36 protein-coding genes are annotated in these 24,360 nt (G+C 45.9%); 2 read left to right on the top strand and 34 right to left on the bottom strand.

Annotated features, from left to right (window positions below):
• Positions 1 to 22: 22 nt before the first annotated feature.
• The 33 genes from ACFIO5_RS07890 to ACFIO5_RS07730 all read right to left on the bottom strand — a co-directional run bounded on the left by ACFIO5_RS07890 (position 23) and on the right by ACFIO5_RS07730 (position 22,520).
• A complete protein-coding gene (locus ACFIO5_RS07890) occupies positions 23 to 1,141 on the bottom strand; it encodes a phage tail protein (RefSeq protein WP_375681118.1) in 1,119 nt (372 codons plus the stop codon).
• Positions 1,141 to 2,007 (bottom strand): baseplate J/gp47 family protein, encoded by an 867-nt coding sequence (locus ACFIO5_RS07885; RefSeq protein ID WP_375701369.1) that lies wholly within the window; start codon positions 2,005 to 2,007, stop codon positions 1,141 to 1,143. The genes ACFIO5_RS07890 and ACFIO5_RS07885 overlap by 1 nt, the downstream gene beginning before the upstream one ends.
• Complete coding sequence (locus tag ACFIO5_RS07880) at positions 2,000 to 2,380, bottom strand: GPW/gp25 family protein (RefSeq protein ID WP_375613760.1); 381 nt, start codon at positions 2,378 to 2,380, stop codon at positions 2,000 to 2,002. Before ACFIO5_RS07880 ends, ACFIO5_RS07885 begins: the two co-directional genes overlap by 8 nt.
• Before the next feature lie 3 nt (positions 2,381 to 2,383).
• Entirely contained in the window at positions 2,384 to 2,584 is a 201-nt protein-coding gene (locus ACFIO5_RS07875) for a hypothetical protein (RefSeq protein WP_015856807.1), read from the bottom strand.
• Between the two features lie 12 nt (positions 2,585 to 2,596).
• Positions 2,597 to 3,190: a baseplate assembly protein gene (locus ACFIO5_RS07870; protein ID WP_375705202.1), complete on the bottom strand. Its 594-nt coding sequence runs from the start codon at positions 3,188 to 3,190 to the stop codon at positions 2,597 to 2,599.
• Positions 3,187 to 3,708, bottom strand: a complete 522-nt coding sequence (locus ACFIO5_RS07865) for a hypothetical protein (RefSeq protein WP_375633872.1) — start codon at positions 3,706 to 3,708, stop codon at positions 3,187 to 3,189. Before ACFIO5_RS07865 ends, ACFIO5_RS07870 begins: the two co-directional genes overlap by 4 nt.
• On the bottom strand, positions 3,705 to 4,199 hold the full coding sequence (locus ACFIO5_RS07860; protein ID WP_375633874.1) for a phage virion morphogenesis family protein: 495 nt from the start codon (positions 4,197 to 4,199) through the stop codon (positions 3,705 to 3,707). Before ACFIO5_RS07860 ends, ACFIO5_RS07865 begins: the two co-directional genes overlap by 4 nt.
• 1 nt (position 4,200) lies before the next feature.
• The gene (locus tag ACFIO5_RS07855) at positions 4,201 to 4,623 is read right to left on the bottom strand and encodes a gp436 family protein (protein WP_375612327.1); all 423 of its coding nucleotides are present in this window, start codon (positions 4,621 to 4,623) and stop codon (positions 4,201 to 4,203) included.
• Between the two features lie 15 nt (positions 4,624 to 4,638).
• The gene (locus ACFIO5_RS07850) at positions 4,639 to 5,604 is read right to left on the bottom strand and encodes a major capsid protein (RefSeq protein WP_375621653.1); all 966 of its coding nucleotides are present in this window, start codon (positions 5,602 to 5,604) and stop codon (positions 4,639 to 4,641) included.
• A gap of 12 nt (positions 5,605 to 5,616) precedes the next feature.
• Positions 5,617 to 5,958, bottom strand: a complete 342-nt coding sequence (locus ACFIO5_RS07845; protein ID WP_375613753.1) for a hypothetical protein — start codon at positions 5,956 to 5,958, stop codon at positions 5,617 to 5,619.
• Positions 5,955 to 6,983 (bottom strand): phage protease, encoded by a 1,029-nt coding sequence (locus ACFIO5_RS07840; protein WP_375633876.1) that lies wholly within the window; start codon positions 6,981 to 6,983, stop codon positions 5,955 to 5,957. The genes ACFIO5_RS07845 and ACFIO5_RS07840 overlap by 4 nt, the downstream gene beginning before the upstream one ends.
• 590 nt (positions 6,984 to 7,573) lie before the next feature.
• Positions 7,574 to 8,779 (bottom strand): phage head morphogenesis protein, encoded by a 1,206-nt coding sequence (locus ACFIO5_RS07835; protein ID WP_375633878.1) that lies wholly within the window; start codon positions 8,777 to 8,779, stop codon positions 7,574 to 7,576.
• Complete coding sequence (locus ACFIO5_RS07830; protein WP_375633880.1) at positions 8,772 to 10,352, bottom strand: DUF935 domain-containing protein; 1,581 nt, start codon at positions 10,350 to 10,352, stop codon at positions 8,772 to 8,774. The genes ACFIO5_RS07835 and ACFIO5_RS07830 overlap by 8 nt, the downstream gene beginning before the upstream one ends.
• Before the next feature lie 12 nt (positions 10,353 to 10,364).
• Complete coding sequence (locus ACFIO5_RS07825) at positions 10,365 to 11,987, bottom strand: hypothetical protein (protein WP_375705201.1); 1,623 nt, start codon at positions 11,985 to 11,987, stop codon at positions 10,365 to 10,367.
• Entirely contained in the window at positions 11,980 to 12,561 is a 582-nt protein-coding gene (locus ACFIO5_RS07820; RefSeq protein WP_375646429.1) for a phage protein Gp27 family protein, read from the bottom strand. The genes ACFIO5_RS07825 and ACFIO5_RS07820 overlap by 8 nt, the downstream gene beginning before the upstream one ends.
• Positions 12,524 to 12,880 carry a VpaChn25_0724 family phage protein gene (locus ACFIO5_RS07815; protein ID WP_375612320.1) on the bottom strand — a complete coding sequence of 119 codons (357 nt, stop codon included), beginning with the start codon at positions 12,878 to 12,880 and terminating at the stop codon, positions 12,524 to 12,526. Before ACFIO5_RS07815 ends, ACFIO5_RS07820 begins: the two co-directional genes overlap by 38 nt.
• Positions 12,877 to 13,191, bottom strand: a complete 315-nt coding sequence (locus ACFIO5_RS07810; RefSeq protein ID WP_375633887.1) for a DUF2730 family protein — start codon at positions 13,189 to 13,191, stop codon at positions 12,877 to 12,879. The genes ACFIO5_RS07815 and ACFIO5_RS07810 overlap by 4 nt, the downstream gene beginning before the upstream one ends.
• Positions 13,188 to 13,403: a hypothetical protein gene (locus tag ACFIO5_RS07805; RefSeq protein WP_375624036.1), complete on the bottom strand. Its 216-nt coding sequence runs from the start codon at positions 13,401 to 13,403 to the stop codon at positions 13,188 to 13,190. Before ACFIO5_RS07805 ends, ACFIO5_RS07810 begins: the two co-directional genes overlap by 4 nt.
• Positions 13,396 to 13,734, bottom strand: a complete 339-nt coding sequence (locus tag ACFIO5_RS07800) for a hypothetical protein (protein WP_375633891.1) — start codon at positions 13,732 to 13,734, stop codon at positions 13,396 to 13,398. The genes ACFIO5_RS07805 and ACFIO5_RS07800 overlap by 8 nt, the downstream gene beginning before the upstream one ends.
• Complete coding sequence (locus tag ACFIO5_RS07795) at positions 13,727 to 14,014, bottom strand: hypothetical protein (protein ID WP_375633893.1); 288 nt, start codon at positions 14,012 to 14,014, stop codon at positions 13,727 to 13,729. The genes ACFIO5_RS07800 and ACFIO5_RS07795 overlap by 8 nt, the downstream gene beginning before the upstream one ends.
• The gene (locus ACFIO5_RS07790) at positions 14,011 to 14,592 is read right to left on the bottom strand and encodes a glycoside hydrolase family 19 protein (protein ID WP_375705200.1); all 582 of its coding nucleotides are present in this window, start codon (positions 14,590 to 14,592) and stop codon (positions 14,011 to 14,013) included. The genes ACFIO5_RS07795 and ACFIO5_RS07790 overlap by 4 nt, the downstream gene beginning before the upstream one ends.
• Before the next feature lie 87 nt (positions 14,593 to 14,679).
• Entirely contained in the window at positions 14,680 to 15,087 is a 408-nt protein-coding gene (locus ACFIO5_RS07785; RefSeq protein WP_375648297.1) for a helix-turn-helix domain-containing protein, read from the bottom strand.
• Between the two features lie 6 nt (positions 15,088 to 15,093).
• The gene (locus tag ACFIO5_RS07780) at positions 15,094 to 15,711 is read right to left on the bottom strand and encodes a regulatory protein GemA (protein ID WP_375705199.1); all 618 of its coding nucleotides are present in this window, start codon (positions 15,709 to 15,711) and stop codon (positions 15,094 to 15,096) included.
• Between the two features lie 9 nt (positions 15,712 to 15,720).
• The gene (locus ACFIO5_RS07775) at positions 15,721 to 16,344 is read right to left on the bottom strand and encodes a DUF3164 family protein (protein ID WP_375697332.1); all 624 of its coding nucleotides are present in this window, start codon (positions 16,342 to 16,344) and stop codon (positions 15,721 to 15,723) included.
• Between the two features lie 14 nt (positions 16,345 to 16,358).
• Positions 16,359 to 16,610, bottom strand: a complete 252-nt coding sequence (locus ACFIO5_RS07770; RefSeq protein WP_375627417.1) for a hypothetical protein — start codon at positions 16,608 to 16,610, stop codon at positions 16,359 to 16,361.
• The gene (locus ACFIO5_RS07765) at positions 16,607 to 16,870 is read right to left on the bottom strand and encodes a hypothetical protein (RefSeq protein ID WP_375672104.1); all 264 of its coding nucleotides are present in this window, start codon (positions 16,868 to 16,870) and stop codon (positions 16,607 to 16,609) included. The genes ACFIO5_RS07770 and ACFIO5_RS07765 overlap by 4 nt, the downstream gene beginning before the upstream one ends.
• The gene (locus tag ACFIO5_RS07760) at positions 16,867 to 17,898 is read right to left on the bottom strand and encodes an AAA family ATPase (RefSeq protein ID WP_273790128.1); all 1,032 of its coding nucleotides are present in this window, start codon (positions 17,896 to 17,898) and stop codon (positions 16,867 to 16,869) included. Before ACFIO5_RS07760 ends, ACFIO5_RS07765 begins: the two co-directional genes overlap by 4 nt.
• A 337-nt stretch (positions 17,899 to 18,235) precedes the next feature.
• Positions 18,236 to 20,215, bottom strand: a complete 1,980-nt coding sequence (locus tag ACFIO5_RS07755; protein ID WP_375705198.1) for a transposase domain-containing protein — start codon at positions 20,213 to 20,215, stop codon at positions 18,236 to 18,238.
• Positions 20,212 to 20,670: a hypothetical protein gene (locus ACFIO5_RS07750; RefSeq protein ID WP_375681125.1), complete on the bottom strand. Its 459-nt coding sequence runs from the start codon at positions 20,668 to 20,670 to the stop codon at positions 20,212 to 20,214. The genes ACFIO5_RS07755 and ACFIO5_RS07750 overlap by 4 nt, the downstream gene beginning before the upstream one ends.
• On the bottom strand, positions 20,667 to 21,617 hold the full coding sequence (locus ACFIO5_RS07745) for a ParB/RepB/Spo0J family partition protein (protein WP_375705203.1): 951 nt from the start codon (positions 21,615 to 21,617) through the stop codon (positions 20,667 to 20,669). The genes ACFIO5_RS07750 and ACFIO5_RS07745 overlap by 4 nt, the downstream gene beginning before the upstream one ends.
• The gene (locus ACFIO5_RS07740) at positions 21,617 to 22,015 is read right to left on the bottom strand and encodes a hypothetical protein (RefSeq protein ID WP_375661343.1); all 399 of its coding nucleotides are present in this window, start codon (positions 22,013 to 22,015) and stop codon (positions 21,617 to 21,619) included. Before ACFIO5_RS07740 ends, ACFIO5_RS07745 begins: the two co-directional genes overlap by 1 nt.
• Positions 21,999 to 22,139, bottom strand: a complete 141-nt coding sequence (locus ACFIO5_RS07735; protein WP_273755279.1) for a hypothetical protein — start codon at positions 22,137 to 22,139, stop codon at positions 21,999 to 22,001. The genes ACFIO5_RS07740 and ACFIO5_RS07735 overlap by 17 nt, the downstream gene beginning before the upstream one ends.
• A gap of 75 nt (positions 22,140 to 22,214) precedes the next feature.
• Positions 22,215 to 22,520 carry a helix-turn-helix domain-containing protein gene (locus ACFIO5_RS07730; protein ID WP_005864619.1) on the bottom strand — a complete coding sequence of 102 codons (306 nt, stop codon included), beginning with the start codon at positions 22,518 to 22,520 and terminating at the stop codon, positions 22,215 to 22,217.
• 147 nt (positions 22,521 to 22,667) lie between these two features.
• Here ACFIO5_RS07730 and ACFIO5_RS07725 point away from each other — a divergent pair, with 147 nt between their 5' ends.
• Both ACFIO5_RS07725 and ACFIO5_RS07720 read left to right on the top strand, forming a co-directional pair.
• Positions 22,668 to 23,195, top strand: a complete 528-nt coding sequence (locus tag ACFIO5_RS07725) for a helix-turn-helix domain-containing protein (RefSeq protein WP_375705197.1) — start codon at positions 22,668 to 22,670, stop codon at positions 23,193 to 23,195.
• A gap of 86 nt (positions 23,196 to 23,281) precedes the next feature.
• Positions 23,282 to 23,800 (top strand): helix-turn-helix domain-containing protein, encoded by a 519-nt coding sequence (locus ACFIO5_RS07720; protein WP_375705196.1) that lies wholly within the window; start codon positions 23,282 to 23,284, stop codon positions 23,798 to 23,800.
• Positions 23,801 to 23,899: 99 nt separating this feature from the next.
• Here ACFIO5_RS07720 and ACFIO5_RS07715 read toward each other — a convergent pair whose 3' ends face one another.
• Positions 23,900 to 24,055, bottom strand: a complete 156-nt coding sequence (locus tag ACFIO5_RS07715) for a hypothetical protein (protein WP_375705195.1) — start codon at positions 24,053 to 24,055, stop codon at positions 23,900 to 23,902.
• Positions 24,056 to 24,360 lie beyond the last annotated feature (305 nt).

Here is a 24,360-nt window from a genome sequence, read left to right as displayed (position 1 = left end):
TAAACCACTTTCATGCTTCATATTAAAACCTCAATAAAATCTTGAATTGTTCGCGAACATCGGCACGCAAAGGAATATTGATAGGTGTTTTGAGTATCTCTACACCACCACGTAGTTCATGAGCTCCAAGCCAAAGCTTGCCCAGGGGGATATCAAGGGGGATATCTTGTTTGGGAATGCCATGAACGAGAAGGGAAACAGAAGCGGCTTGTTTGTCCTCAACATCTTCAAAATCTGTGCGGGCTGCAACAAGAAGCGCCGTGCCCATCGAGGAGGGCTGATAGTGATTGCCTGAATGGCTATAAACACCATCCAAAGCCTGTTCGACAGGCGCTACAGCATAGCATCTGCGATACCCAATCAGAGTATTGTTTGCGTCTCTTAAAGCCAAATAAAGGGGACGATTTTGGAACCACTCTGCCATGAGTATATCGCGTTCATGTTTTTTGACCGAACACCACGGAAAATTTGCCATGTCCCATGGATAATCAATTTGATCCCAGCTTAACTCTTCATCCCCATCATCTATCCAATTGCCAATAAGCCTGCCTTCTTCTCTTGTGAGCGTGTGATTGATCTCTGTTGTGCGCCCAAAGGAAAACAAAGTGCCCCCAGCTGTTAAGTGAACACCGCTTTCATACTCCAATATGCTGTCATCAAGGCGTGACATATTGCATTCAACAGCTTGCACATCATAACCATAGGTCCCACGGCGAAAATCAGAGCGCAAACTTTTGGAAAGGTCGGTAATCGCTTCAATGGCTTCAAGGCTTTTCCGTTCAGGCAACTGATCAAAATCAAGTTGAAAGGAATTCCACCATGCTCGCCCAGTCCAGGCGGGTTGAAAGCGTGCCGAAATCCCTAGCCATTCAAGCCCCATCTCTATTGCCGCAAGGGAGCCGCGAATATTTTGCCATGCAAGACCCTGATCAATTAAATCATAAAGGTTAGAGAAATAAGGGTTTAATTCTTGTAAGCCATATTCATCAATTAAAAAGGGCAACCAAGAAGGCGGACGCGTAATAAATTTCGCACGGGGTATTTCTTCGAGTGCCGTTTTAACGTGAAGTTCAAGAGCCATTGCTTCTGCAAAACAACGTTCAAACAAGCTCGAATTCGGGGGCAAAAGTGAGGAAAGCATCAATAAGCACGCCCCCGTTCAAACAAAACAATATCCCCTAGTGCGACTGCTTCATCAGGTGCGACCAAAATATCCTCAAAAGGTTGCGTTATGTTCACATGGTGAACGCCCTCAACCATCAAGCGGCTTAGTATCCAACTTAAAGACAAATCACGCCCAAGCCTTTGCGCACGCGCCCATTCTGCTCTTAAATTCTGCTCCGCTCTTTCCAAAACAAAGGAGCCTTCATCCGGTAACAACCAAAAATCAGCAGAAACATTGATCATCCGCTGTACCGCGCTTTTCACAAGGATGTGGTCATTGGTCATTTTAACATGGGGGGCATCAAGGGCTGCTTGCACCTTTGCAATTAAAGCCTCATCAGCCACCCCTGAAGGAGCGTCACTAAAAAGCGCAACATGAATAAGCGGACTTTTACCCTCACGATAAACAAAAGCATCTTTGACATGGATATCGCTTGAGAGGGCAAAATATTGGTAACGTGGCGCTGTGCCACCTGTGGAATGTCCTTGTCTATTCAAGCGAATACGGCGGCGCAAACGCTTATCATCTTCATCCAAAAGGCGCGTGACCCCATGAAAATCCCCCAAATGATCTAAACTTGTTCCATGGGCAAATGTGAGTAAATTATCCCGCGCTACTTCATTAATTCGCTGGCGCAATAGCAACTCTTCATAAGCCGCCGCTTGCAATTGAATGACAACCGGATCATAAGCCGTCTTTTCCACATTATAAGGAATATGATGCGCTGCAAAAAGCTCAGTCAAACGCGTGATCTTTTGCTCTAAAATTGCTTCAACAGAAAGCTCTTCAATAATTTGTGGCAAAGGAATCTGTGAAAAGGGTAAAGGTTCAAACTCAGTCATCACCAACCTCTAAATTGATGCTCATTGGCTCTTGGTGTGACCAATCTCCCAAATGCCCATTGGGATAAAAAACACCCGTTAAAACAAAATGGAACGTGCCTTCACGCGTTGCTTTTGTCAGATCAATCCTCTGCAACGAAAACCCAGGCTCTCCACACTCTGGATCATCGAGTGCTTCAACAATTGCTTGATAAAGCTGCATCATCGTCGCAGGATCAGCATTGGCATCTTGGAATGCTCCAACATCACATCCATAATGACGACGCAAAACCCGTGTCCCAATTCTTGTCGTCAGACATTTACGAAGTGACTGTTGGCAATGTGCAAAGCCATATAAAAGAGAGCCATCCTTTTCGCTCATCCCGCACCGCATGCTTTAAGCCCCTTTGCTTGTCTTTGTGGTAGAAACAGTTGGGGGCGCAGAAACAACAGGGGCTGGTTTTTCAGCGATCTGACCAAGCAGCAACGGATATTTAGCCGCTTCCTCACTTAAACAAATTTCCTCACCCTTGCCCGGTGAACGCTTGCCTGCAACAAAATCGGCATTGGTTAAAATAACATAAGTGTTCTCACGCATGATAAAACTCCTTTAAAGAGGGGAAGAGGTTGTGGAAGGACCCATTTTGACCCCACCGTGTTTGTGGCTTGCGCCAACAGATTTTTGATTGTGCTGTAAATCTTTTGCTTCAATCCGCACACTGCCCGTTAATTCAACACGGGTTGATTGATGAGAAAGCACCAAACCTTGTGCACTCAAATGAATTTGGTTTTCCCCATGGGAGAGAATAAGTTCATCTTTTGTCATCCGCAAAGCGCCACCGGCATAACAGAGCGCCAACTCTTGCGGCGAGCGTGCGGGATTAGGCGCATCCTCACTATAGCTATCGCGCACCACCAGAGAGGCAGAACCAATTTCGCCATGGGGGTTTAACAACCGCACCGGATCACCAACATTGAAAGGCATATTGCTGGAAACAGCTCCCGCCGCTTCTTGCGCTTGTAGCCAAGGCGATAAAACCGCTTGTCCATTAGAACCCTGTTCGCAAAGTTTCACCCGCACCCTATGGCCATCAACTTGCACAACCCGCCCAATCATGTGCTGGTTGGCAAGACAGCGTTCAAGCGCATCAAGACGCTTCATTATTTGTCGCAAGGTGTCACTCAACAAATGCGCATCATTCATGGCAACACCTCATCATCACATGAAATCAAACCACTTTTGAGTTGTCCTTCATCACAAAAAATATCCTGTCCCAACTGATGCAAATCTTGGTGCCATTCCACCACGCTTATCGATACACCACGCTGCTTAATCGCCGCAGAGATAATCGGTTCAATTTGCACCTCACGCGGGGCACTCAAATGCGTTAGTCCCCACAATTGCCCGCTATGACAAAGCACCGCAATGGCTTCTGCTAAAAGCCAACTGGAAACATCACGCTCTTTACCTGTGGTAATAATAAAAGCCCCTAAATGAAGATCCGCACTCATGTGCCCACTTGCTACAGGATTCAAACGGCTTTCTAACACCGCAACCCGTATTGCTGGAGCCACCAGCATCTGTGTTTCAAGCTCTTCTAAGTTAAAACGTCCAAATTGACAGCCGCAATCACGCACATCCGGCAAAGCCCCTTTAAGGCTTCTTATCACCGCTTCACGAAACTGATTAATGCGCCCTGCTTGTGTGATCGTTTGACTCATGAAAAGACCCTTTCCAGCCAGTCTTCTGTCGCTTTGACAATTTCCACTTTATTGTGCTCTGAAAGCCCCAAATAAGGGCGTGCGGGCATGGTCACTTGATGCACACAAATAAAGCGGTGTGCATTGCCGCTTTTAAGAAAAAAGCGCAGTGTCTTGCCATTTTTCGGGCGAATAACCCCACCCAATTGATGAATCCGCGCATAAACCAACCCAGAGCCCACAATCACCTGTTCTGGTGAAGCCTTCATATCAATGGAGCGTGAAAGCGCCCCACTGGCATAAAGAATGGAGGTGCGGGCATAATTGTTTTTCCACTTCTCTCCTTGGGCAGACGTTTTTTCACTTTGAATCCGCCGCCTTGTGCTTTCTTGAATGAGACGCCCAACCCCTTGTGCCAAAGTCCCCATCGAGCTATCAGCTCCCTTTTGCAAAAAGGATAAAGCCGCTTCAAGCCCCATCTCTTTAATCTCAATATGGGTTGCAACAGACATATTATCTTCCCATCAAACGCGGCTTGGCATGGAAGAAAGCCCCATCACGAACCGGTCCATCTTCGCTCATAATTTTAGGTTCATCTATGCCTAAACCCGCTTTGCCTTCGGCAATACGTTTCAGCAAATCAACCGCCTGTTTGTAACGATCTTCAATGGTCGTGGTCAGTGCCGTATGGCGTATGGCTAAATTATAAACAGCAATATTGACACAGATCATACCCAGAGCCGCCGGCTGTCCAGCAATGGGGATTGAGTAGCGATGAGACAAATGCACATCAATCTCACCACTTGCCTGTTCGAGCGCGCGGGCAATGGCTTGCTCTGAAAAAACTGGATCAGAATTCTCATCCATCCCGCATAAGTCATCCAAGAAGTCATCACCCCAGAGCTCTTCAATCAATGTTTTGCTTGCATAAGCCATGTTTAAAAGTTTCCCTTAGACAACTTCTTGCAACAAAACACCGGCATCTTTTGCAGCAACCAATTCACACACCCGTTCCCCCACACGCACCCGTTTACCACCCGACAAGCCGATATCTGGATCTTGGATCACTCCAGACAAACGCTCGCCCAACTGGGCGCTAAAGCCCCAACTGATCACCGATCCATCTGCCTGTTGTTTGGTAGGGTCAATATAAAGCAGTGCAATCTTATTGCCCCACACGCGTGCCAATTGTGCCGAACGCCCTTTGCGGGCCAAATTCACTTGCGATTCACCAATGAGTAAACGATCGGGGTGTATTTCCATCAGATCAGCAAATTGCGCCTTGGTGACAAAACCATCAGCAGTGCCACCTCCTTTAACGGCTTTAATGATTTTGGGATGACGTTTGAGTTTTGACCAAACAACTTTGCCCATAACAATGGTGTTGGGCGTATAGACGAGACTTTTATCCATCGCCTCATCTAAAGTGGCATAAGGGTCAGATTTCTCATAATCGCTAAATTTATTTTCACCCTTAAGCGTAATCACACGCTCTGGTGCGTAATTTTCACTTCTTTGCACAAGGGCTGCAACACGCACTTCACGCCCCAATTCTAGCAAATTGGCAAGTCCCTCTACAGCTGTCTTTTCGGGGTTATAACGAGAGCGTCGCTCCGCCCGTGCGCGTGCCGCTGCTTCAATATCTGAATTGGGGATAAGATCATCAAGTCCGTAATCTTTGACACTGGCTTCCCGTTCAAAGGCAGAAAATTCCACCACATTCGGGCGCCCTTTTCGCCCAACCTCAAGTTCAGGCACGGTAAAATTTTCTGCTAAAGGAAATTCACTATATTTAAACACCTCACTTAAAACACAAACGCGTGGCAAAACTTTATCGCCAATAAGAGAACCTGCTGGATTGCGATAACCAATAGCAATAGCGGTGAGTGTTGGATCAATGGGAAAAGGTCTGTTCATTTTATGCCTCGATTAATTAATTTTAAAAGAAATAACATCACCAGCAGAGCCATCACTCATGGCAATACCAATGGTGCGATCTGCGGCTTCCGCTTTAATGGCGTGTCCTTTGGGGTCAGAGGTCAAAAAATCACCAAAGGAAACATTGCCTCCACAAACCACTTCGCCCCAACCACATTGGCCAACATCAATCATCTCACCAGCCTTGGCACTCAATGACCCAGCAGTCCCTAATAATTTATCACCCTTACCAGAAGCCGTTGCCACCATTCCGTCACCGCGCGCTGCAACAATGCAATAAGGTGAAATCACATCTCCAGCGCGAAAAGATTTAATCAAAATCATCGTACTCATAATGGGCGCTCCTTTTGCTCGCTAATATACTCAACCGCTTGGCTAATGGTGATGTCGAAGCCTTTTTGCTTCTGCTCTTCCTGATAATGACGTGCCGCAAGGGCAACCTCTTCTGGAGCAAGCTTTGGTTCTTGCGCTAAGGCACACACTTCTAGAGGGCTTGTTGAGGCAAGCGCCGGCAACTTCTCGACCAAACTTTTAAAATGTTCCATCCCCCCTTCAAGGCTACAGAGCGCACGATATTCCTCGCGAGCAGCCGGCAAAATCTTGCCCTCTTCAATGGTCTTATCTAAAAGACTCTCAATGGCAGTATTTTTTTGCTCTTCTTGCAAAAGCGCTAAATCTTCTCGCGCTTTTGTTAATTGGGCATTTAATTCCACGCGTTCCTTTTCGCGCGCTTTAAGCGTTGCTAAAACCTCATCCGCTTTAGCATCTTCTGCCAGCGATAGTGCACTGGCAATGGCTGTCAAATCCATCATTTTCTCCGTCAAAGTTATAGGGGAAGGCTGTTCACGGCTTAAAGCCGTCATGACAAGGGCTGGACGGTTCACCAAACCAGCACCTGCTAAATTTAAAATTTCACCTTTCTTGGAATGGCGAAACTCCGGCGAAAGATAGCGATATTCTCGGGCAACAATCTTTTTAGCGGCCATATCGGTCCATTTAACACGCCCCCAAATCGCACCATCCCGCTCTGCTAATTCTTCAATCCAGCCACTGGCAGGTGCTTCTAAACCATTTCTCGCACGGTGATGTTGCCCATGCTCATAATCAATCACAAGCGGTCCTTTATTGGCTGCAAAGGCTTTTAAAATAGTTTGCGGGTTATAATGCCATTGTCGTCCATCACGTGCCTTCACATGGGGCGCTTTGGGCAAAAGCTCTACCCATTCAGGCGCTTGGCTAACGGTGGCGTCTTCACATGAAATGTCTTGGCATAAAACGTCTGGACAGAGATCTATTAACGCAGCATGAAATGTTTCTGCATCCCCATCTTTTTGATCTTCGTGAAATTCCTGTTCCATACATTGCCTATTGCTTTACAATTGTCATTGGCAATACAATGCATGAAACTTACTCCCACTATAAGTCTGACACTGTCAGTCAAAAGAGCATTTCTCAAAAAGCACTCTTTTCCCTATTATTCTCCTTGTGAGAGAAACCCCCGTGCCAAACCATCCCATAAAATCGTTTTCAAAGGCACTTCAAAGGCGATAGAGCGCCGTCGTGAAGTTAGAGGTACAATTTATCGTCTTATACAAAAAAAGCCCCTCTCAAGCCGTTTTTTTAAAGATTGCTTTTTGGCTTAAAAACATTATATCATTGGAGGTAAGGCGTGAGCCAGTTTTGCCAGGACGGTTTTACCGGATCTGCGAGGAGTTGACCGCCCTCCACGCCTTCTCATTTTCTCACGCATCGACTCTCTTCACAAAAGCCAACATGGTTTTTCTCAAGTCGTTTTTTTAAAGATTGCTTTTAAACTTTTAAACTGTTACTTCTATCCACGAGGCGTGAGCCAGTTATACCAGGACGGTTTTACCGGATCTGCGAGGAGTTGACCGCCCTCCACGCCTTCTCATTTCACAAAAGCCAGCAGGTCTTTCCGGTGTTTTCTTTACAACAACCTCTCGCCCTTTTTTTCAGCCGCATCCAATAAGCGTCCAATTTCTCTAGAGCTTTTTTTATGCATGGAGGTTAACCACCATTCTTGTTTGCTTGCTACAAATTTGACCGCTAAGCGCCACCATACCCCATCATTTTCACCCAAAAACACAACGCTCGGTACACCTTTTCGCCTGATAATTCCATGGGGGCGAATGAGTGTTTGAATGGCGCCACGAAAATCATCCAAGTGAAGATCACGCACTTGATGCTCTAACAAAATATGTTTCACACTGTCTGCGGATAAGCGAATAAGAGAATTTTCCGCTGCAAAAACATCACCCACCTTTTGTGGTATCGGTGCAATGGGTATAAACCCGCGAGGCATCCGTCCTTCAAACATGGCTTCCAAAATTGGCGAACCCACAATATCTTCAATGGCAATGCGTTTGTCATTGTCCCCCATCACAGAAATTTTATCACTCAAAAAATTGCTTAAATTTTGCGCCCGATGTTTCCCAGGGTTCAAATGCCAACCAGGATCAATGCCCTTTGGTATCTTCTCAACTTTCCCCGTCCGCTTATTGTGCCAAACCTGCTTTTCAACATGAAGTGGCTCTGCCCCCTCTTCATAGCCTAAATCTTCTGCTTCATAACGGCTTACCTGTCGCACACTGCATTTACACCGCCAGCCATTGGGCGGATAAAGCCAATCCCAAACCGGATCATCAACGGGTGCGGTAAACCCCACCCAACTTTCATGTTCTAAACGCTTATGTTCTGAACTTGACAAAGCATAGGTGAGATAGGGCAAAAATTCTTTATTATTTTGTGTGCGCTCCCACTCACCTGCCGCATGCGCACTCATGGTATTGGCCCAATAGACCGTTTCTAAACGCCGTGGGCTGCCCAATTGTACCACGCTCTTTTCACCAGTTTTGGGGTCAATGCTGGTCTTTTTACCCCACCAACCCTTTTCCTGTAAAATCGGCATCAAATTTTTTTGAAAATCTTGAAAAGGAACTTGATGCTTTATGGCTTCTCCAACCGCTCGCTTAAAATCCTCCAAAATATCATAGCCTAGCGATTTTGCCACCGTAAAGGAAAAGGTATGTTCTTCTGGTGCTATATCACGCCAATCAAAGCTTGGAACAAGTGCCTTGGCTTCAAAATAACGGGTGACCTCTTTAGGGGCGGTTTTAAAAAGTTCCTCATCCATGATACCCAAGCCCACGTGCAATCATTTGTACTTTTGCCAAGCGCGCTGCTAATGCATGATGATCCATCTCACCCAATAATTCATCTAAGCCTTTTAGGATATCCTCATAACTTGTTGCTTCTCTTACAAGCTTTTTAAAAGGCTCTAAAAGGGGTTCTAAGTCCTCTTCCCAGTCACTTAAAGCTTCTTGTGAAAGCCGGTCCAATTCGTCGTGATATTTCCCACCCTTCTCTTTTGCACCCTTGCTCTCTCTTGTCACAGAAACATCAAAAACACCTCCACAATCAGCACAAACATGAGCCTTTTCTCCCCTCTCATCATCAAGCGCATTATCAGGAGCCTTTAAAACATCCTCTTCCTTTTTTGGTTGCGAAAAACCAATCTTATTGCGCACTTCTTGCGCCCCAACACGCAAACCCAAGGGCACAAGTTTTTCCAGTGCATCACTAATCGCTTTAATATCTTCATTTTCCGAAATCGGCCAATAGACAAGGGGGGCGCGCTCTTGGCGTCCAAAATTAATCTCAACAAAAGGCACAATCAAATCACGATTAGCCGTTAAAGCTAATTGGCGTGCATCAGCTCTGGCAATATCATGGCGCACATTTTCATGAATGCGCGCTTGCGAAAAGGACGAACCATCATCCGTCGTCATGGTTTGCCCCAACACACCTTTAGAAATTTGTCGATCTAAATATTCCGCCTTAGAAGCAAACACCGCATTGCCACTGCCCCCTGCCGCTTCAATAAATTCAATCTCCATCTCTTTGGGAATAATCGCTGCCGCATCACTGGATAAATCACGCACTGCTTGAATGAGAACCCGTCGCTCCTCATGAGAAGAGCTTGCCCCATATTTACCCACACGCAAAGGCATGCCATAAACTTCTAAAAATGCCATCCAATCTTTCAGTGTATAAGACTTGAAGAGAAATGCCCAAGCTGCAAGCCGCGCAAGCCCAGAACGAATAGGCAAACCGCTTTTTAACTTGGGTCTGTGAATAGAAAATTTATAAGCAGGCAATTCACTTCCATTAAAAGACCCCTCTTCTTTTAAACGCAAATGAAAACCATCCCGCCGATCCAATTGAAAAAACCGCTGGTCACGCCATTTCCAAGCAACCGGCCACCATTCCTTGGCACTCTTGTCCCACAAGGTTTCTACAACCGCATAACCTTTCCCCAAAGCATCCAATAAATCCGTCACATAATCATCAACAAAGGTAGGCGCACTGATCACTTCCCGCACCGCATCTGCTATCTTTTTGTCCTGTGCACTATTGCTTGCGGCAATCACTCCAGGCTCCACCCCTGTGAGAGCATTTTTACGCATGCCAAGCACAGCACGATAATGCAAATCACGCTCTTCCATATCATCGGCAAGTTGAAAAAACTGCTCTGGATGCCCCCGTGCTGCCTGTTGCAAAATATCAGCAAGTTGCGCAGGGGTCAGACCACTGACAATGGTTTGTGACCATACATCACGAACACCGCCAACGGTAGGGCTTGCAACTTCTCGCTCCAACCCTTTGATATTCAGCGCCCTGCCCCACTGATCTAAAAGTTTTACCATCTCATCATCCCATCAATAAATCTTTGATCGCATTGTTGAAAAAAAAGGCGTTGAAAAGAGCGAGCTTTCATCAAAACGATAAGCCTCTCTCACAGGTGTATAATCATAAATTTCAGGAGTTTGGCGGCTGGCAAAATAAGCCAAAGCGCAAGCAATCGCGCTATCACCATGGCGCATAAAACCATCACTGCCTTTAAAACGATGATTGTCTGGAATCTTCACAATGCCATTGACATAAGCAAGCGCTTGATGATCGGCAACAATGTCACTATCGCGCGGCAAAACAATCGTCCCATCCCCAAAAGCTTCTAAATAAGCCGGCATTTCTTTGCCATACCAACTTTGCGACAATTGCACTTCCCTCACACAAGCCCCATAACGCTGCGCCGCTTTTTCGGCTAAATAAGCCCCATTGCCCCGCGCATCTAACGCGCCGCCCATCAAACGCGGCAAACCATTCACCCCATAAAATAAAATCTCTCTTTGTTGATCAAACGGCGTATTGCGCAATTCCACCATAAACCGTACACGGCGCACCAAATCTTGTCCCACCTCCATCACCACAATCGATGTCGCATCGCCCGATCGCGCAAAATCAACGCCAAAAACATGTTGGCGCCGCCGGTCAAGCCCAATATGAAGAGGTTTTATATGTTTCTCACACCAAGCAAAAGCAGCAACACTTCGTTGATGTTCCGATTGATTTTTAAAATCATCCACACAAGCAAAACGCAACACCGCAATATCTGGCGCACAACAATTTTCAATCTGTAAGCGTGTTAAAGCAGCCCCTTCTTGATCGGCTGGTATGGCATCTAATTCTTGGTGCATCGCAGCCAAACGCACCCCATAAGACGCACGAATTTGCTCTTCCCATTGTTGCTCAGATGCTAAACTCCACACCTCCCCCTTCATGGCACAAACCCGTTTAAACAAGCCATTTTTAACAGCAACACCAAAGGGGTAACAATGCACCGAAAAAGGAACCTTACCTGCTCGCGCCTCACGGATCAATTCATTGAAAGGGTTTAAAACACCGTTATGGGTAGAGATCACACGGATCTTGCCTCCCCAAATCAACAAAGCATTAACCGCATCCAAAACAGCGCGCACATCTTGATGAAACGCCGCCTCGTCAATCACCACAATACCTTGTAACCCACGGATATTTTCAGGGCGGCTAGAAAGCGCCTCAACCCGAAACCCCGAAGCAAAACGCACCCGATAAGCAGAGATATATTTTGTTGAACCATCCGCCCTTTGATCAGAGAATAAAAATTCCTCAACATCCCCACTATGGCTCGTAATTGCCGAAGCAAAATTGCTCACATAGCCAATAAATTCCCGCCCCTTGTCTTTGGTGTCACCAATATAAAAAACATTATCGCCCCTCGCTTCACGTGCCGCCGCTGCAATCAGTGTATCATCCAAAGCTTCTGCAAAAGTAATGCCGGTCCGCCGCCCCTTTTCAACCAATTTTAATGGGGACTTATCTTCAATCCATGCCCGTTGATGTGCCATCAAAACGCCTTCCGCTAAGGGATCACTCTCTTTGGGAAAAGTACTTTTCCGCCAAATGTCAAAACCACTCTGATGATCAAAGACATGACTTTTTGAAAAGGGCTGTTCAGCCATGTTTTACCCCCAACACCTGCGCACGAATAGCTCGCGCTGTTTCTTCTGAGAGCCCCGCCGCTGCTGCTGCTGCGTCAACCGCTTTGCTTGCTTTGCTGGTAAAATCCTTCTCTAATCTTTGCCGTCTGGTGGTCGACAAATGTTCAGCCGCCAACACGCCTTTAAGCGCATTGGCCAATTCTTGTGCCGCTTTTGGTGAAAGGTTTTTCCCGCTGCTCAACGTTGAAAAAATCAACTCCTTAATCGCTGCCGCCGTCAAAAGAGTGATATTATCAGAAGCTTTAGCATCAAAGCGCTGCGAGAGGCTTGCGGCAATTTCTCTTGTCTGTTCTAGGCGCCGTGACATCACGGCTAGCCGCAAAGAATAACGATTAAAACTCGAAAAAGAGGGAATAGAAAAGCTGAGACCCGTTTCCTTTCGTAAAGCCTTCAAAGCCGCTTTAAACTCACCATAAATAGCCATTTGTGTCTTCTCACGCCCATTTAAAGCCTCAGCAGCAGCAGCAATAATTTGATCACAAGCTTGCGGCAATAAATCAATCGCCGTTAAACGTCCACGCCCGACCTTGCGCATCCTTCACCTCGTCTTTTATTGATGAACGTTTAGGCCGCTTAATCCCCTCAATGGAAAAGCTCCGGTCTAAATGACGTGCTCCCCGTTCTGTTAATGCCGCAAGAAAAACCGAACCCACACATTTTAACGTAACAGCACCTTGATCTTCCATCCATGCCAATTCATTATGCACAAAATCGCGATCGCGCCTGATGCCATAACTGTATAAAAGCCGCTCAATCATCGCACTCGATAAAGTTTCACTGCGCTCACAAGCAAGCCCTTTTAAAATAATCAACCGCGCTTCTTCACGGATGATTTTATCCATATCTGCTTTCATTTCTTGGCATTCTCCAGTAAAAACTCTTGCAAGCGCTCACCAATGGCTGCCACCGGTTGTAATTGTGCAGAAAGCGTGTTGAGACGACCATTCAATTTCTCCATATTCACTTCCAATCTTTGCAGCGCATCACGATCAGGCAAAAAGTCCATCTCTGTTTCTAACTTTTGCACACGCTCTTTAAGCACTGTCATATCTTTCAGCATTTCCCGCGCACCTGAAGAAAAATAGGCTCTCAAAACCCCACAAATCGCAATAACCGATAACAATAAAGACAACCAGCCATTGGCAACACTGATATCCAAATTCACTTAAAAGTCCCCTCTCTTGTGCCTAAAATCGCCCGCTCCGCAGCTTTTCTACGCTGTTCACAAATCAATAAAGCAGCACGATCACGCCCCCAATAGTGCACCACTTCGCGCGCATTCAAAGCACGCTCTGGCAATAAAGCTGGGCGGGCACACGCCATGCGAACAACAGGCGGCAATTCAACCGATAAAAAATGATAAGAAAGGCTACCCACCGGCTTGTGTGTTGAGCAAGCGCACACGCTCAAGCCCAATGCCACCGCCAGTAACCGGCAACTTCCCATTGACCTCCTCCATTTTCACAAGCTTTTGTTCCAAAGCCGAAATCACCCCTTGCGCTTGATGCTCAGCTTCAAACGCTGCTTGCCTTTGTCGCTCCATCTCAAGCTGTGCGCGTGCAGAAGCCTTGGCAATCTCCAACTGCCAATACAAATCACGCGCCTTTTCCGCCTTTAAAACTTGCGCTTTCATAAAGCCAAAAGCCGCCAACATCACACTGACCAAAAAAAGCAGACCAAAAGACAGTTTTGAAACAGGGCTAAACATTGCTTTTATCTCCCCACCTCGTTATCTCCACCCCATCATAGGAGCTGCTACGCCGCTTATGGGAATGTTTCCTATTGGAAAAATCCAACGAACCAAAACCACGATGCACCCCCAGATTGCCAACAATAATCGCCACCATCGAAGGAATAGAAATGCTCGCCATATCAACAATATGCGGAGCCCCCCACAAACCACCAGAAACAAGCAAAAAAATAACCCCCCAAGCAAACCAAAAGGACCACCATAAATAGAGCCTAGAACCACGATAAGAGGGCTTCATGCCTTTACCTCGCCTCCAAGCCCCAAAAGCTTTTTAGCGCGGTTCAAATAAATCAAACGTTGCACAAGTCCATTTCTTCCCCCATTAATCGCCTTGGTAATCCCTAGATAATCATCTTGATCAGCCAGCCTATTCAAGCCTTTCATTTGCCAAAACCAAACAGCAGACCAAAGCGCTGCTGGAAACTTTTCCAGCTCTTGCGGAAATGCTTCACAATCAACCGCTTGTTCATCGACTGAGCGCCAAAACTTCGTAAAACGGCGATAATTATTGCGCCCCGTCAACTGGATCAAACCACGCCCCTTAAAGTGCACCCCATCCCCAGGGTTGACATTGCCTAAATCACGCCGCCCCTCATAAGCGCGCCCAGAGGCATATTCACGCAGGGTAAAAAAGCCATCACTCTCATGGGCACATTGGCTTAAAAAATGGGCAATACGTAAACGCGTCGTTATCCCGCCATAAGATAAAGCTTTAGGCAACACGCGTGCCATTTCAACAATAATAAAATCTTGGCGCGCATGATGCGCCAATTTAGGTGCAAGGCGATGAAGAAAAGAGGCATCTATTGAAATCATAACAAACCACTCAATGAATAAAAATTCATTCGCAGTTTATCGGATTTCAAACCCCCAATATAAGCCTGACACTGTCAGTCAAAACTCTCAATACTCATAAAACTCTGGAAATAATAAACCTTGTGGTTCTTGCAAAGAAATTTTCTTCTTCAAGCGATAGGCTGTGCGCACATGCATACCAGAAACAGCAGCTGCAGCATCAACCGACCAGCCTTTTTGCAACGCTTGCACCATTTTTTGCCGCCGTTCAGCATCTCTGCCAAGGGGGATAAGAAGGCGCACACCCGAACCATTAAAACAAAAATGGTTGATCAATTGCTGCGCCTCTTCAAACCCAACAATTTCAATCAACCAATCCGCACTCTCAAGACGCCCGGGTATATAAACTTCTCGTCCACCAAAAGCCCGCATCATATTCCATGCTGCTTCACTGCCCGCAACATCAGCTATTTCACGCAATAAGGCAGGAAAATCGCTATAGATTTCCTCTTGCATACATGCTTACCCCTCGCTTTTAACACCTTTACGGATTTTCCGCCCCCAAACATTCATAACTTCTCTAAAGTCGCCCCCACTCATCTCACCCAAAGCTTTACCACTTAACGCCATAACACTTTGATGAAAAGCCCCAAGATCAAACACAGCATCGGGATTCAAACACTTCCATTGGGCACACAAAATGGAAATGCTTGGTTTCTTCCTCCATGAATCTTCGCGGTTTTTTCCTCTCCAGTCAACCCCACCCTCACGCTGCAACCAACCTTTCAATGCCTCAATAGCTCTGCATGCATCATCGCTATCGCGTAAAAAGCGAATATGATCAATCCCTGTCTGTCTTTTCACAAAGGCAAGCAACGCCTTGTCTGAACGATCACGAATAATGCCAAGATTCCACCCAGCAATCCAAAGCGCCTGGAGCTTCTTGGCATATTTACCCTCTAAACGCTTCCCATTCGGCTTAAAACCAAACGCTTTCATTTCAGCGATAACCAAGTGCTTTTCTGAAAAATTCAAATCTTTCGCCGATTGCTTGCCTGTCAAGCGATAGAGCAGTGCGCGATAGGTCTCATCATCAAGACCTAACGCGCGTTTTCCCATATGAAGGACAGCTAAAGACATGTCACCCCCTCATGTCTTCGCCAGATCAATGGTCACAGCACGCCAAGCGCTTTCTAATGTATCGCGCTCATAAAAACGCACATATTCCTTGGATGTTGTCACTCGGAATGACTCACGAATAGCACGCATCGCCTCTTTCCAGCGTGGATCATCAATATCCAAACGCAACAGCATAAAGATCTCCCCCCGATTCACCTTGCCTTCTTTATCCGTATTAAAAGCACGCGTAATAATCGCACGGATTTCAGGGCGCGCATCCGCAGACCATTCATTCAAACATTCATCAAGAAGGCTTTTGGCAATTTGCAATTGCGGTCCAAAATCAACACTTTCCTGTACCTGCACCTTAATGCGTTGCAAACCATCAAAGCTTGTGTAAGTACAATTGCCCTTTTTGCCACGCCGCTCCACACCATATTCTTGCGCAAGCAAGCTATCAAAATCACTCAAATCCGCAATCGTATGGTTGTTAAAACGCGCAATCCTTGCCGATAATTCTTTCGCAAAACCCATAATTTTGCGCACCGTTTCATCCTCTAACAAATCCGCAGGGCGGATCAAACTTACCGGCACCAAAGCCCCTTTCGCATCCTTCATATAACGCGTACCTTCAAGTTCAATTTGTGGATTCATCACCAACTTCCTCCTTATGTTTTTTGAAACCGACGAAATGGCACAACATCCCCTGAAGAAGGCGCACATCCCGCTTTCAATTGCCAACGACACCGCATAAGCTCATGACCTAAAACGTGGTTATAGCCTGCCAAACGACGCAAATACTCATTCAATTCTCGAACATCTTGTCCATGCATAAAAATGCCATTCACCTCATACTGTAAAAAGGCAGAGCGCAAAGCAATCAAGCACTCTCTCACCATATAGGGGTTACGTTCCATCATTTGCTTCCTCCAAAATCCATATAAATCACACGATTGCTCTCATCCGCATCAGAGCCTTCACACTCAGCCAAAACTTCTGCAACTTCAGCTTCCAAAACCGCATCCGCCTCCCCCAAACGATGAACACTCAACTCCAATTCAAGCAATAACGCCAAATCAACACACAATTGAAGCTTTTCTCCAATATCAAAACCGCATTGATAATCGTCATAAAGACCAACAAGCGTATCGGATAATTCTTTGTCGCATAAAGAGATCATGCCAATTCCTCCACGTCACGGTTTTTCCATGCCGCTTTGACATGTTTCAAAGTCACCTCACACCCATCTCCAAGCGCTGCCATGCGTGCCAACATCATGGTTTTGTCAATTTGCCGCAAAGCTCCAGCCTTTAAGCCTATCCCTGTCAAAAACTTTATCGCACCAACATCTTCAATCCCCCAATCATGAATGCGCGCTGCAATATCCTCACTATAGGGCTTGCGCCGTTTCAGATGCATCGCCAATCGGCTTTTAATTTGCGCATAAGAGGGACCATTTTGACGATGAACCAACCGTCCAGAGATCTCATCATTGCCAACCAAAGCCAACCCCGTACCATTGATATCAACAAAGTGGCGCAACTGATTAATCGCCTCATCCGTTAAATTTTGCGCCTCATCAACAATCAACAACGTGCCACTGCCCACGCGCTCTAACTTTTTGCCAATCGCACGCGTTAAGCGGGTGGGATTATATTCCACCACTTCCAATTCTGCTGCCATATCATTCAAAATACCGTGAACACTGCGCGTATGCGGGCTGGCTGTCACCAGATAAACATGCGGGCGGGTAGAGCGATAATGGCGGCAGGTTTCGGTCTTGCCACTGCCCGCATCAAGCGTAATCATCACCATATCCCCCGTACTTTGTGCCAGTGTTAAAGTATCAATAATCTCACTGGCAATTCGATTCCTCTGAAAAGCCGGCTTTTCAGGAATGCGCTCCAAAAACCCCGCCGTTTCCTTTAAAACCTCAACCCATTGTTGAACCTTTGCATTTTGCTTCCCCAACTGTCCCGCATAACTGCCCGCATACCATTGCGAAAACGTCCCATCCGGCATGCCTATGCGCCGCGCCACCTCTGCTTTCGACCAATCATTCATTTGCCCCAAAGCTCTCACCGCATCCACAAGCTCATTCCATAAAGCAATGTCATCACTGTTGCGGTTTTGTGCTGTTCCATTAGGCTGGATTTTAGGTCGCGCCCAAGGATTTTTATCGACCGTTGCATTTATCGCGTTTTTCATGTATATTCCCCTCTCGTATTGATTTTAGACTGTTGATAAGGGGAAGGGCTCCCACCCGCCCCTTATCTTTTGTCTTTAGAATGAACATTTAAAAGCCGTACGCGATACTAAAACGGCTAACCTTGCAAATCCCCTCTCTTTCTCACACATCAGGGAACTTGCTAACTCCACGCATCTCACCCGATCAGGCAAAGATACCTAGAAACTTCATGTATTGATTAGACTATGAAATGGATAAGATTCCTCCCCCCCTTTCTTTGTTAACGCTTCAAGCTGATACGCGATACAAAACCAGCTTCCTTTTGAGAATTCTTACAAATCCCCCCTCTTTCCTTTCCTATCGTTTAGGAAACTTGATCACCTCACGCCCCTCATCAGAGGCGGAAAGCTTTCTCAAAGCTTTATGCAAGTGTTGACTGAATTCTTCCTCCCCCAAAGCCTCATCATCGTCTGCTTTCAAAGCTAAATTCCCCACATTGTTTGGCATCAAGCGGCTCACCTTTGGCTTTATCGGAAGCTTCGATTTGAACACTTCATCCTTTTTCTCAAGGCGACCATAAACATCGGCCAAGTGATCAGGTGCAAGCTTTGCTGCCAACTGTTTTTCTGCTTTAACAGCCTTCACATATTCTTTACGCAAACGCCCATTCAAGCGCGCCGCCTGCTGGTCATAAAAACCTACATCACAAAGGCATGGTGCCAAACAAAGCAACCGATTATTCAAATCATAAACCCGTAAATCTTGATGCAAATTATCCGGATCAAAGCGTACAATCACTTTTTTCCCCGCATGCTCATTCAACGCCCGCGCCCAATAACGATTGCCATAAAAATGAATCTCCCCCGTACCTTTTTGCGCACGCAACGCCTCAGAGGTTAAAAGCCATAAAGCCCGTTGTGCTGCCGTTGCTTGCCGAATAATCGTCCCCTCTGCTTGCAAGCTCTCAGTAAAGGTCTCATCAAAACTGCGCCCCGCACAATTAACCGCCTTACGCCCTGCTTGCGCATTATGCGCCACAATCTGCGCCCCAACATGGGCTTTAAACGCTTCAAATCCTATCGCACGTTTTCCATAATCTTCAGGCTTGGCATCCGGTTTATTGCCCGTATAAGCCCCCGCACAAAAGGGATGTTTCGAAATCGCTTCTGCCAGATCACGCCATGCCCGCTCAATCGGTTTAGACTGTCCGCTATAAGGGGTGGTCCATTGCAATTGCACCCCCAAACTCGTCAAAAGCCCTTGCGGATCATCCGGCTTAATCTTAAAACGAAAACGGTTTTGCACACCTCCAGAAATCCACTTGCTGGTAAAAGCGCGCCCATTATCCAAGGTCATACGCTCTGGTATGCCATAAGCTTCCACCATGTCCCCAATCACCAAACGAACAATTTCCCAAGTCTCAGCATCCGATAAGCGCCACGATAAAATCTTGCCCGAATAAAGATCTTGTATCGCAATCAGATAAAGCCGCACAGGCTTTTCTGTCCAAGGAACGCTCACAAAAACATCCAGCTTATGCCCGTCCATATTCACTGCTTGCAATGCATGCAGGCTCGAGCGATCACGCCGTTGGGCTGGATAAAGCTTTTTTGCCTTTTCTTCTCCCTCACGTGCTAAAACCACAACCGCTTTGGAAACTTGCGCCTTAAAACGACGCCGCAAAGCCCGCTCAGAAGGAATGGGCTCAAAACCCCGCTCCTGCGCAACCGAAACCATCCGCCGATAACACGCTGAAAAAGCAGGTTTAGAGGGACGCAAATAATCCGAACAAAAAACCTCCCACGCCCCCTCATGACACGGCGCAAATTGCGAAACATTCTCCTCACCATAACAAGGCGCTAAAGCTGCCAACCAATCAGGGCGCTCATACCCCTCCACCATCTGCCGCCAATTAAAAAGCGACATCCGGCTCACACCAAATTGCACCGCACTCAAACTTGCCGCATCATGCACACCCATACCGGCATGGAGCAAATCTTCCCAAAAGCAAAGTGCCTTCAAACGCTCTTCACAGCGCCTTTTATGCGCCTTGGAAAGCCCCTCATAACGCACCCAAATACTTGTCTTTTGCTCCCCTTGCGTTTGTTTCACATCAACAGCCCCACCAAACCGCACCAACAATGCCGCCCGCGCCCCCTCCGGCAATAAAGAGATGTGATACTCCCAAACCGGCTTGGTTTTGCCTAATGTTTGGCGAAACAATTGTCTATTCAAACGCCATTTCTTAAGCGCAAGATTGTTGAGACCGATCTTTGTTTTCGGCAACCCTGGCAAAGCTGCCTCAGCCAATTCGGCAATAGTAAACCATTCCTTCATGGCTGCCCCCTTTTAATGCAAACCGGCGTTGCGCGCATGGCTTTCAATTGCGCTGCAATCTCCCGCTGTTCCTGCTGAAGCCGCGCAATTTCTGCTAAACGTGCCTCATCTCCTTGCAACAGCAACAATCCATCTTCACTCACCACCTCATCCCAAAGCCAAAATGCCTCTGTCGCCCGCACAAATGCCTTAAACCGCGGCAGGGAAATATCCACCTGCTTACTTTCCGCAACATAAGCATCCAAACTCGCCTTACTTAAACACCCAATCCCTAAATAATGCGCCATACGCTCCGCAATCACACTGCGCTCATGCCGGCATTCTCTCAAAGCCCGCGCCATCGCACGCTTAATGCGTGAGCGAAACCGCCCTAAATCAATCTGTGCAACGGGTTCACGACAAGGAAAAACCGGCTTTTGGAAAAAATCAAGCTGCCCGCAACCATGCCTCTTCATGCCTGCTCCTCCCCTCGTTCTCTTGCAAGATAATCACAAAACCGCGCCTTTGTCTGCGCATCCGCCCTCTGCCAAACACCCAATAACTGAGCAAAAATCCGTTCCTGTTCATTAATTTGCGGCGGCGTATTAATCCCATTGACCAAATCAATAGCCCGCCGTAAATCTCCCTCAACCTGTTGGAGCGCAATCGCCACCCGCCGTTGCGCAACCGGCTCCATCTTCGCTAATTTTAACAATTGCGCTTGATTATCAGCCAATGCCGTCCCCCGCAAAACAGAACGCAACTCCGGCTGTAAATGCTGAGCAATGCTGTTAAGACGTTTTACTGAAACTTGAGACAAACCAATACGATCCGCCACATGTTTAGAAAAAGATAAAACTGTCCCTTTACCATTTTCTTCATCTGTATAAGAAATAGGGACAACTTGTCCCAATTTCTCATCACCGATCAAAGGATCAACTTGATCCTTTGATTTTTCATCCCCTTCACACCCAGTTTCGTTATGCTCTGAAGAACCATCATTTGGCAAAGGGTAATGTTTACCCTTTGATTTTCTGTCCCCACCAACCTTAATTTCCCCATACTTCTTTTCCCACAATTCGCGGTAAGTCTGGACAAAAAGCGCACGGTCAATAACAGACAACTCATTACGAAAAAGGTTTTCTGCCACTTCTAAAAGCGCGGCATTGTCCTTATCAGCCTGCACCACAACCGCATCAATGTCACTATAGCCCAAAAGCTCAGCAGCACGAAGCCGATGCGCTCCAGCTATAAGTGTGTAATTGCCTTCCTTAGCATTGGGGGTATGGCGCACCGTAATCGGATTCATCAATCCCTCCCGCGCCATTGATTGTGCAAGTGCCTTGGCATGCTCATCATCCACAGGGCGTATACGCTCCGGTACCACAATCACATCAAGAGCAAGCTTTTGAAACTGTGCCATCACGCCCCCGCCTTTCTGATCTCTTTAAAGAATAAATCCATCGCACGCCCCGCCCATCTTCGATAAGCTTTCGCAAAAACGGGTTCTTCCAAACGCCGGTTAATGGTACGCAAAGAACGAGCAACAGCAGTGCGTTCACGCTCTTGCATGGCAACAAGACGCCGCCGCGGCACCTCAAACTGATAATGCAAAATATGAATAACAATCTGTCGTGCTAACGCCGCATCAAATAAGCAGTGCGGAGGGTCAATAATATACCGGATTGGCAAATGTTTAAATCCACTACTCACCGCCTTAAAAGAACAGGCAAGCATAGCTTCCAAACGTTCAGCTTCTGAATAAGGATTAACGATATCGCTTCTGGCTTCTGGGGTCCATAAATTACAAGCAGCAACCATAACCACCCCCTATAAAAACAATATGACCACCATCTAATCGCCAGAACCAACCCATGCAAACGGCTGTTCTATGATGCAACTCTATGCAATTTATCTTGCCTATTTCGTACTGATCTTTAGACATTGATAAACCTTTTTATCTTATGGTATTAAATTCATGGCAAATGCGTATGACACACGCAAAGCCGTGTAACGAAGTTCAAGCAGCATTCCCACGCAAAGCAGAATGCGCACGTGAATCTGTGTTGGCATGTTTTGCTGCTTTAAAAATGCGACGGCGACTTTTGGGGTAGCGGTCGCTAAAAACCTGCTCGACGGGCAAACCGATAAAATCGGCAATAGCACGTTCGGCTTTCTCGTTAGACCGTGTCCAGATATGTTGAACACTGGATGACGATAGTTGATAAGCTTTCGCGAGCTCCGCCAAGGTCATATTACGGCGGCGTAGCTCAGCTAAAATACTATGGCGATCCCATACTTGGATGCATGTTTGGGTGGTTGTCATAACTTTCGCTCCTGCTTCAAACGGATGCTCAAACCATCCGTTTTTTGTGGGGTTAAATGTATAATAAACGCCCTCTATATCGGGCGGTAATATGAGGTATATCTACAAATGGGATATTAGTCAACCCCATTTGTAAACATTTATAATATGAGACGACAAAAAAATGAGCCCAAAACTGCATTAGCAAAACGACTCACAGAAGTTAGAAAGCTTGTGGGCTTATCTCGTGATATATTTTCACTTAAAATTGGTATCAGTATTCAAGGGCTTGGAAATTACGAACGCGGTGATAGAACTCCAGATGCAACGGTTTTATCAGCATATAAAGAAAAATTTGGAGTAAACCTGAATTGGCTTTTGACCGGTGAAGATGCAATGTTTATAGACATGATGATGGCTCGGTCTTTCAATATCTCTCCGCCTACCATTCCTGCTGGACTCATGAAAAAGCTTGGTCGCATAGCTTATACAACCTATCGTGATGCTAAAATAAAACTCCCTCCTGAAGATATAGCGGAACTCGCGGCGGAACTTTATAAAAAACTGCAAGAGCTTGTTCAAGACATCAACGACACGGAAGAGGTCGAAGCAACTTTCCCTCTTCTTAAAATTCATTTAAAGCGTCAAATAGAAGCTGAAAGAGTACATCTAGAAGCTACACAAAATACGGCTTAATGCCTCTCTAAGATGAATGGGGGAATCTCTTTACGTTTTAAAATCCCGTCACTTAAAACAAACCTCAATATGAATAAGGAGCATTTTTGGCACGTTTAGAAACAGAACCTAAAACACCATTGGCAAAACGCCTGCGTGAAATAAGACGAATCCTCGGAAACGAAGAACGTGGTGCTTTTGCAAAATCTCTTGATTTGGCGAAAAATACGCTTGCAAATTATGAGCTCGGTATAAATGAGCCACCAGCATCTATCGTAATTGCCTATCACAAAATTTATGGTGTAGACTTTCATTGGCTTCTCACTGGTGAAGGCGAAATGTTTAGTGACATGGCAAAAGCGAAAGCAGCGGGTTTTAAACCACAAACCATCCCTGCTGGTCTCATGAAAAAACTTGGTCGCATAGCTTATACAACCTATCGCGATGCTAAAATAAAACTCCCCCCTGAAGATATAGCGGAATTAGCGGCAGAGCTTTGTATAAAGTTGCAAGAGCTTGTTCAAGACATCAACGACACGGAAGAAATCGAGCTTATTTTACCTCTTCTAAAATTGCATTTAAAGCGTCAAATAGAGGCTGAAAATGCACATCCAGAAACTAAATAAGATACAGCTTAATGCCTCTTTAATATGAAAAATCGATATGAAAATCTTTTTACATTAAAAAAACAATATAACTATTTGATTAATAAGTATATATTGCCTCTAAAAATAGATAATCATCAATAGGTGAAAATCTTTTTTGCTTTTTTGGTTATTTTTGGCTGATTTTGGAGTCAATTGAACTTTTGGATTGATTTTTTTCACAGGGTCTTCAAAGGCGGTTTTCTGGGCTTTCACAGACTTTTCAAAATTTTTCACAGGGTTTTCACAGACCTTTCAAAGCCTTCTCTCATTTTTACCATGAAAACGCACTTTTTTCTAATTTTCGCTCTTTTTAGCTCTTTTTTACAATTTTAGGTGTCAAAATCTATTTTGACAAAACGCGCTTTTAATGCTAAATTTTATACATAAAAACAACAAATTATCACGTATTCCTACCTAATCCCACCTTTTCCCACTTAGTATAAAACCTAGTGTCAAACTACAAACGCATTTTTCTGCTCCTATTTTTCCAAATCACTAAAGCATGTAAAGTCGGGTTGAAAGGCAAGGGGAACGATTCC

The organism is Bartonella sp. AA86SXKL, from assembly GCF_042196885.1.
This window is presented reverse-complemented; position numbering and strand designations above follow the sequence as displayed.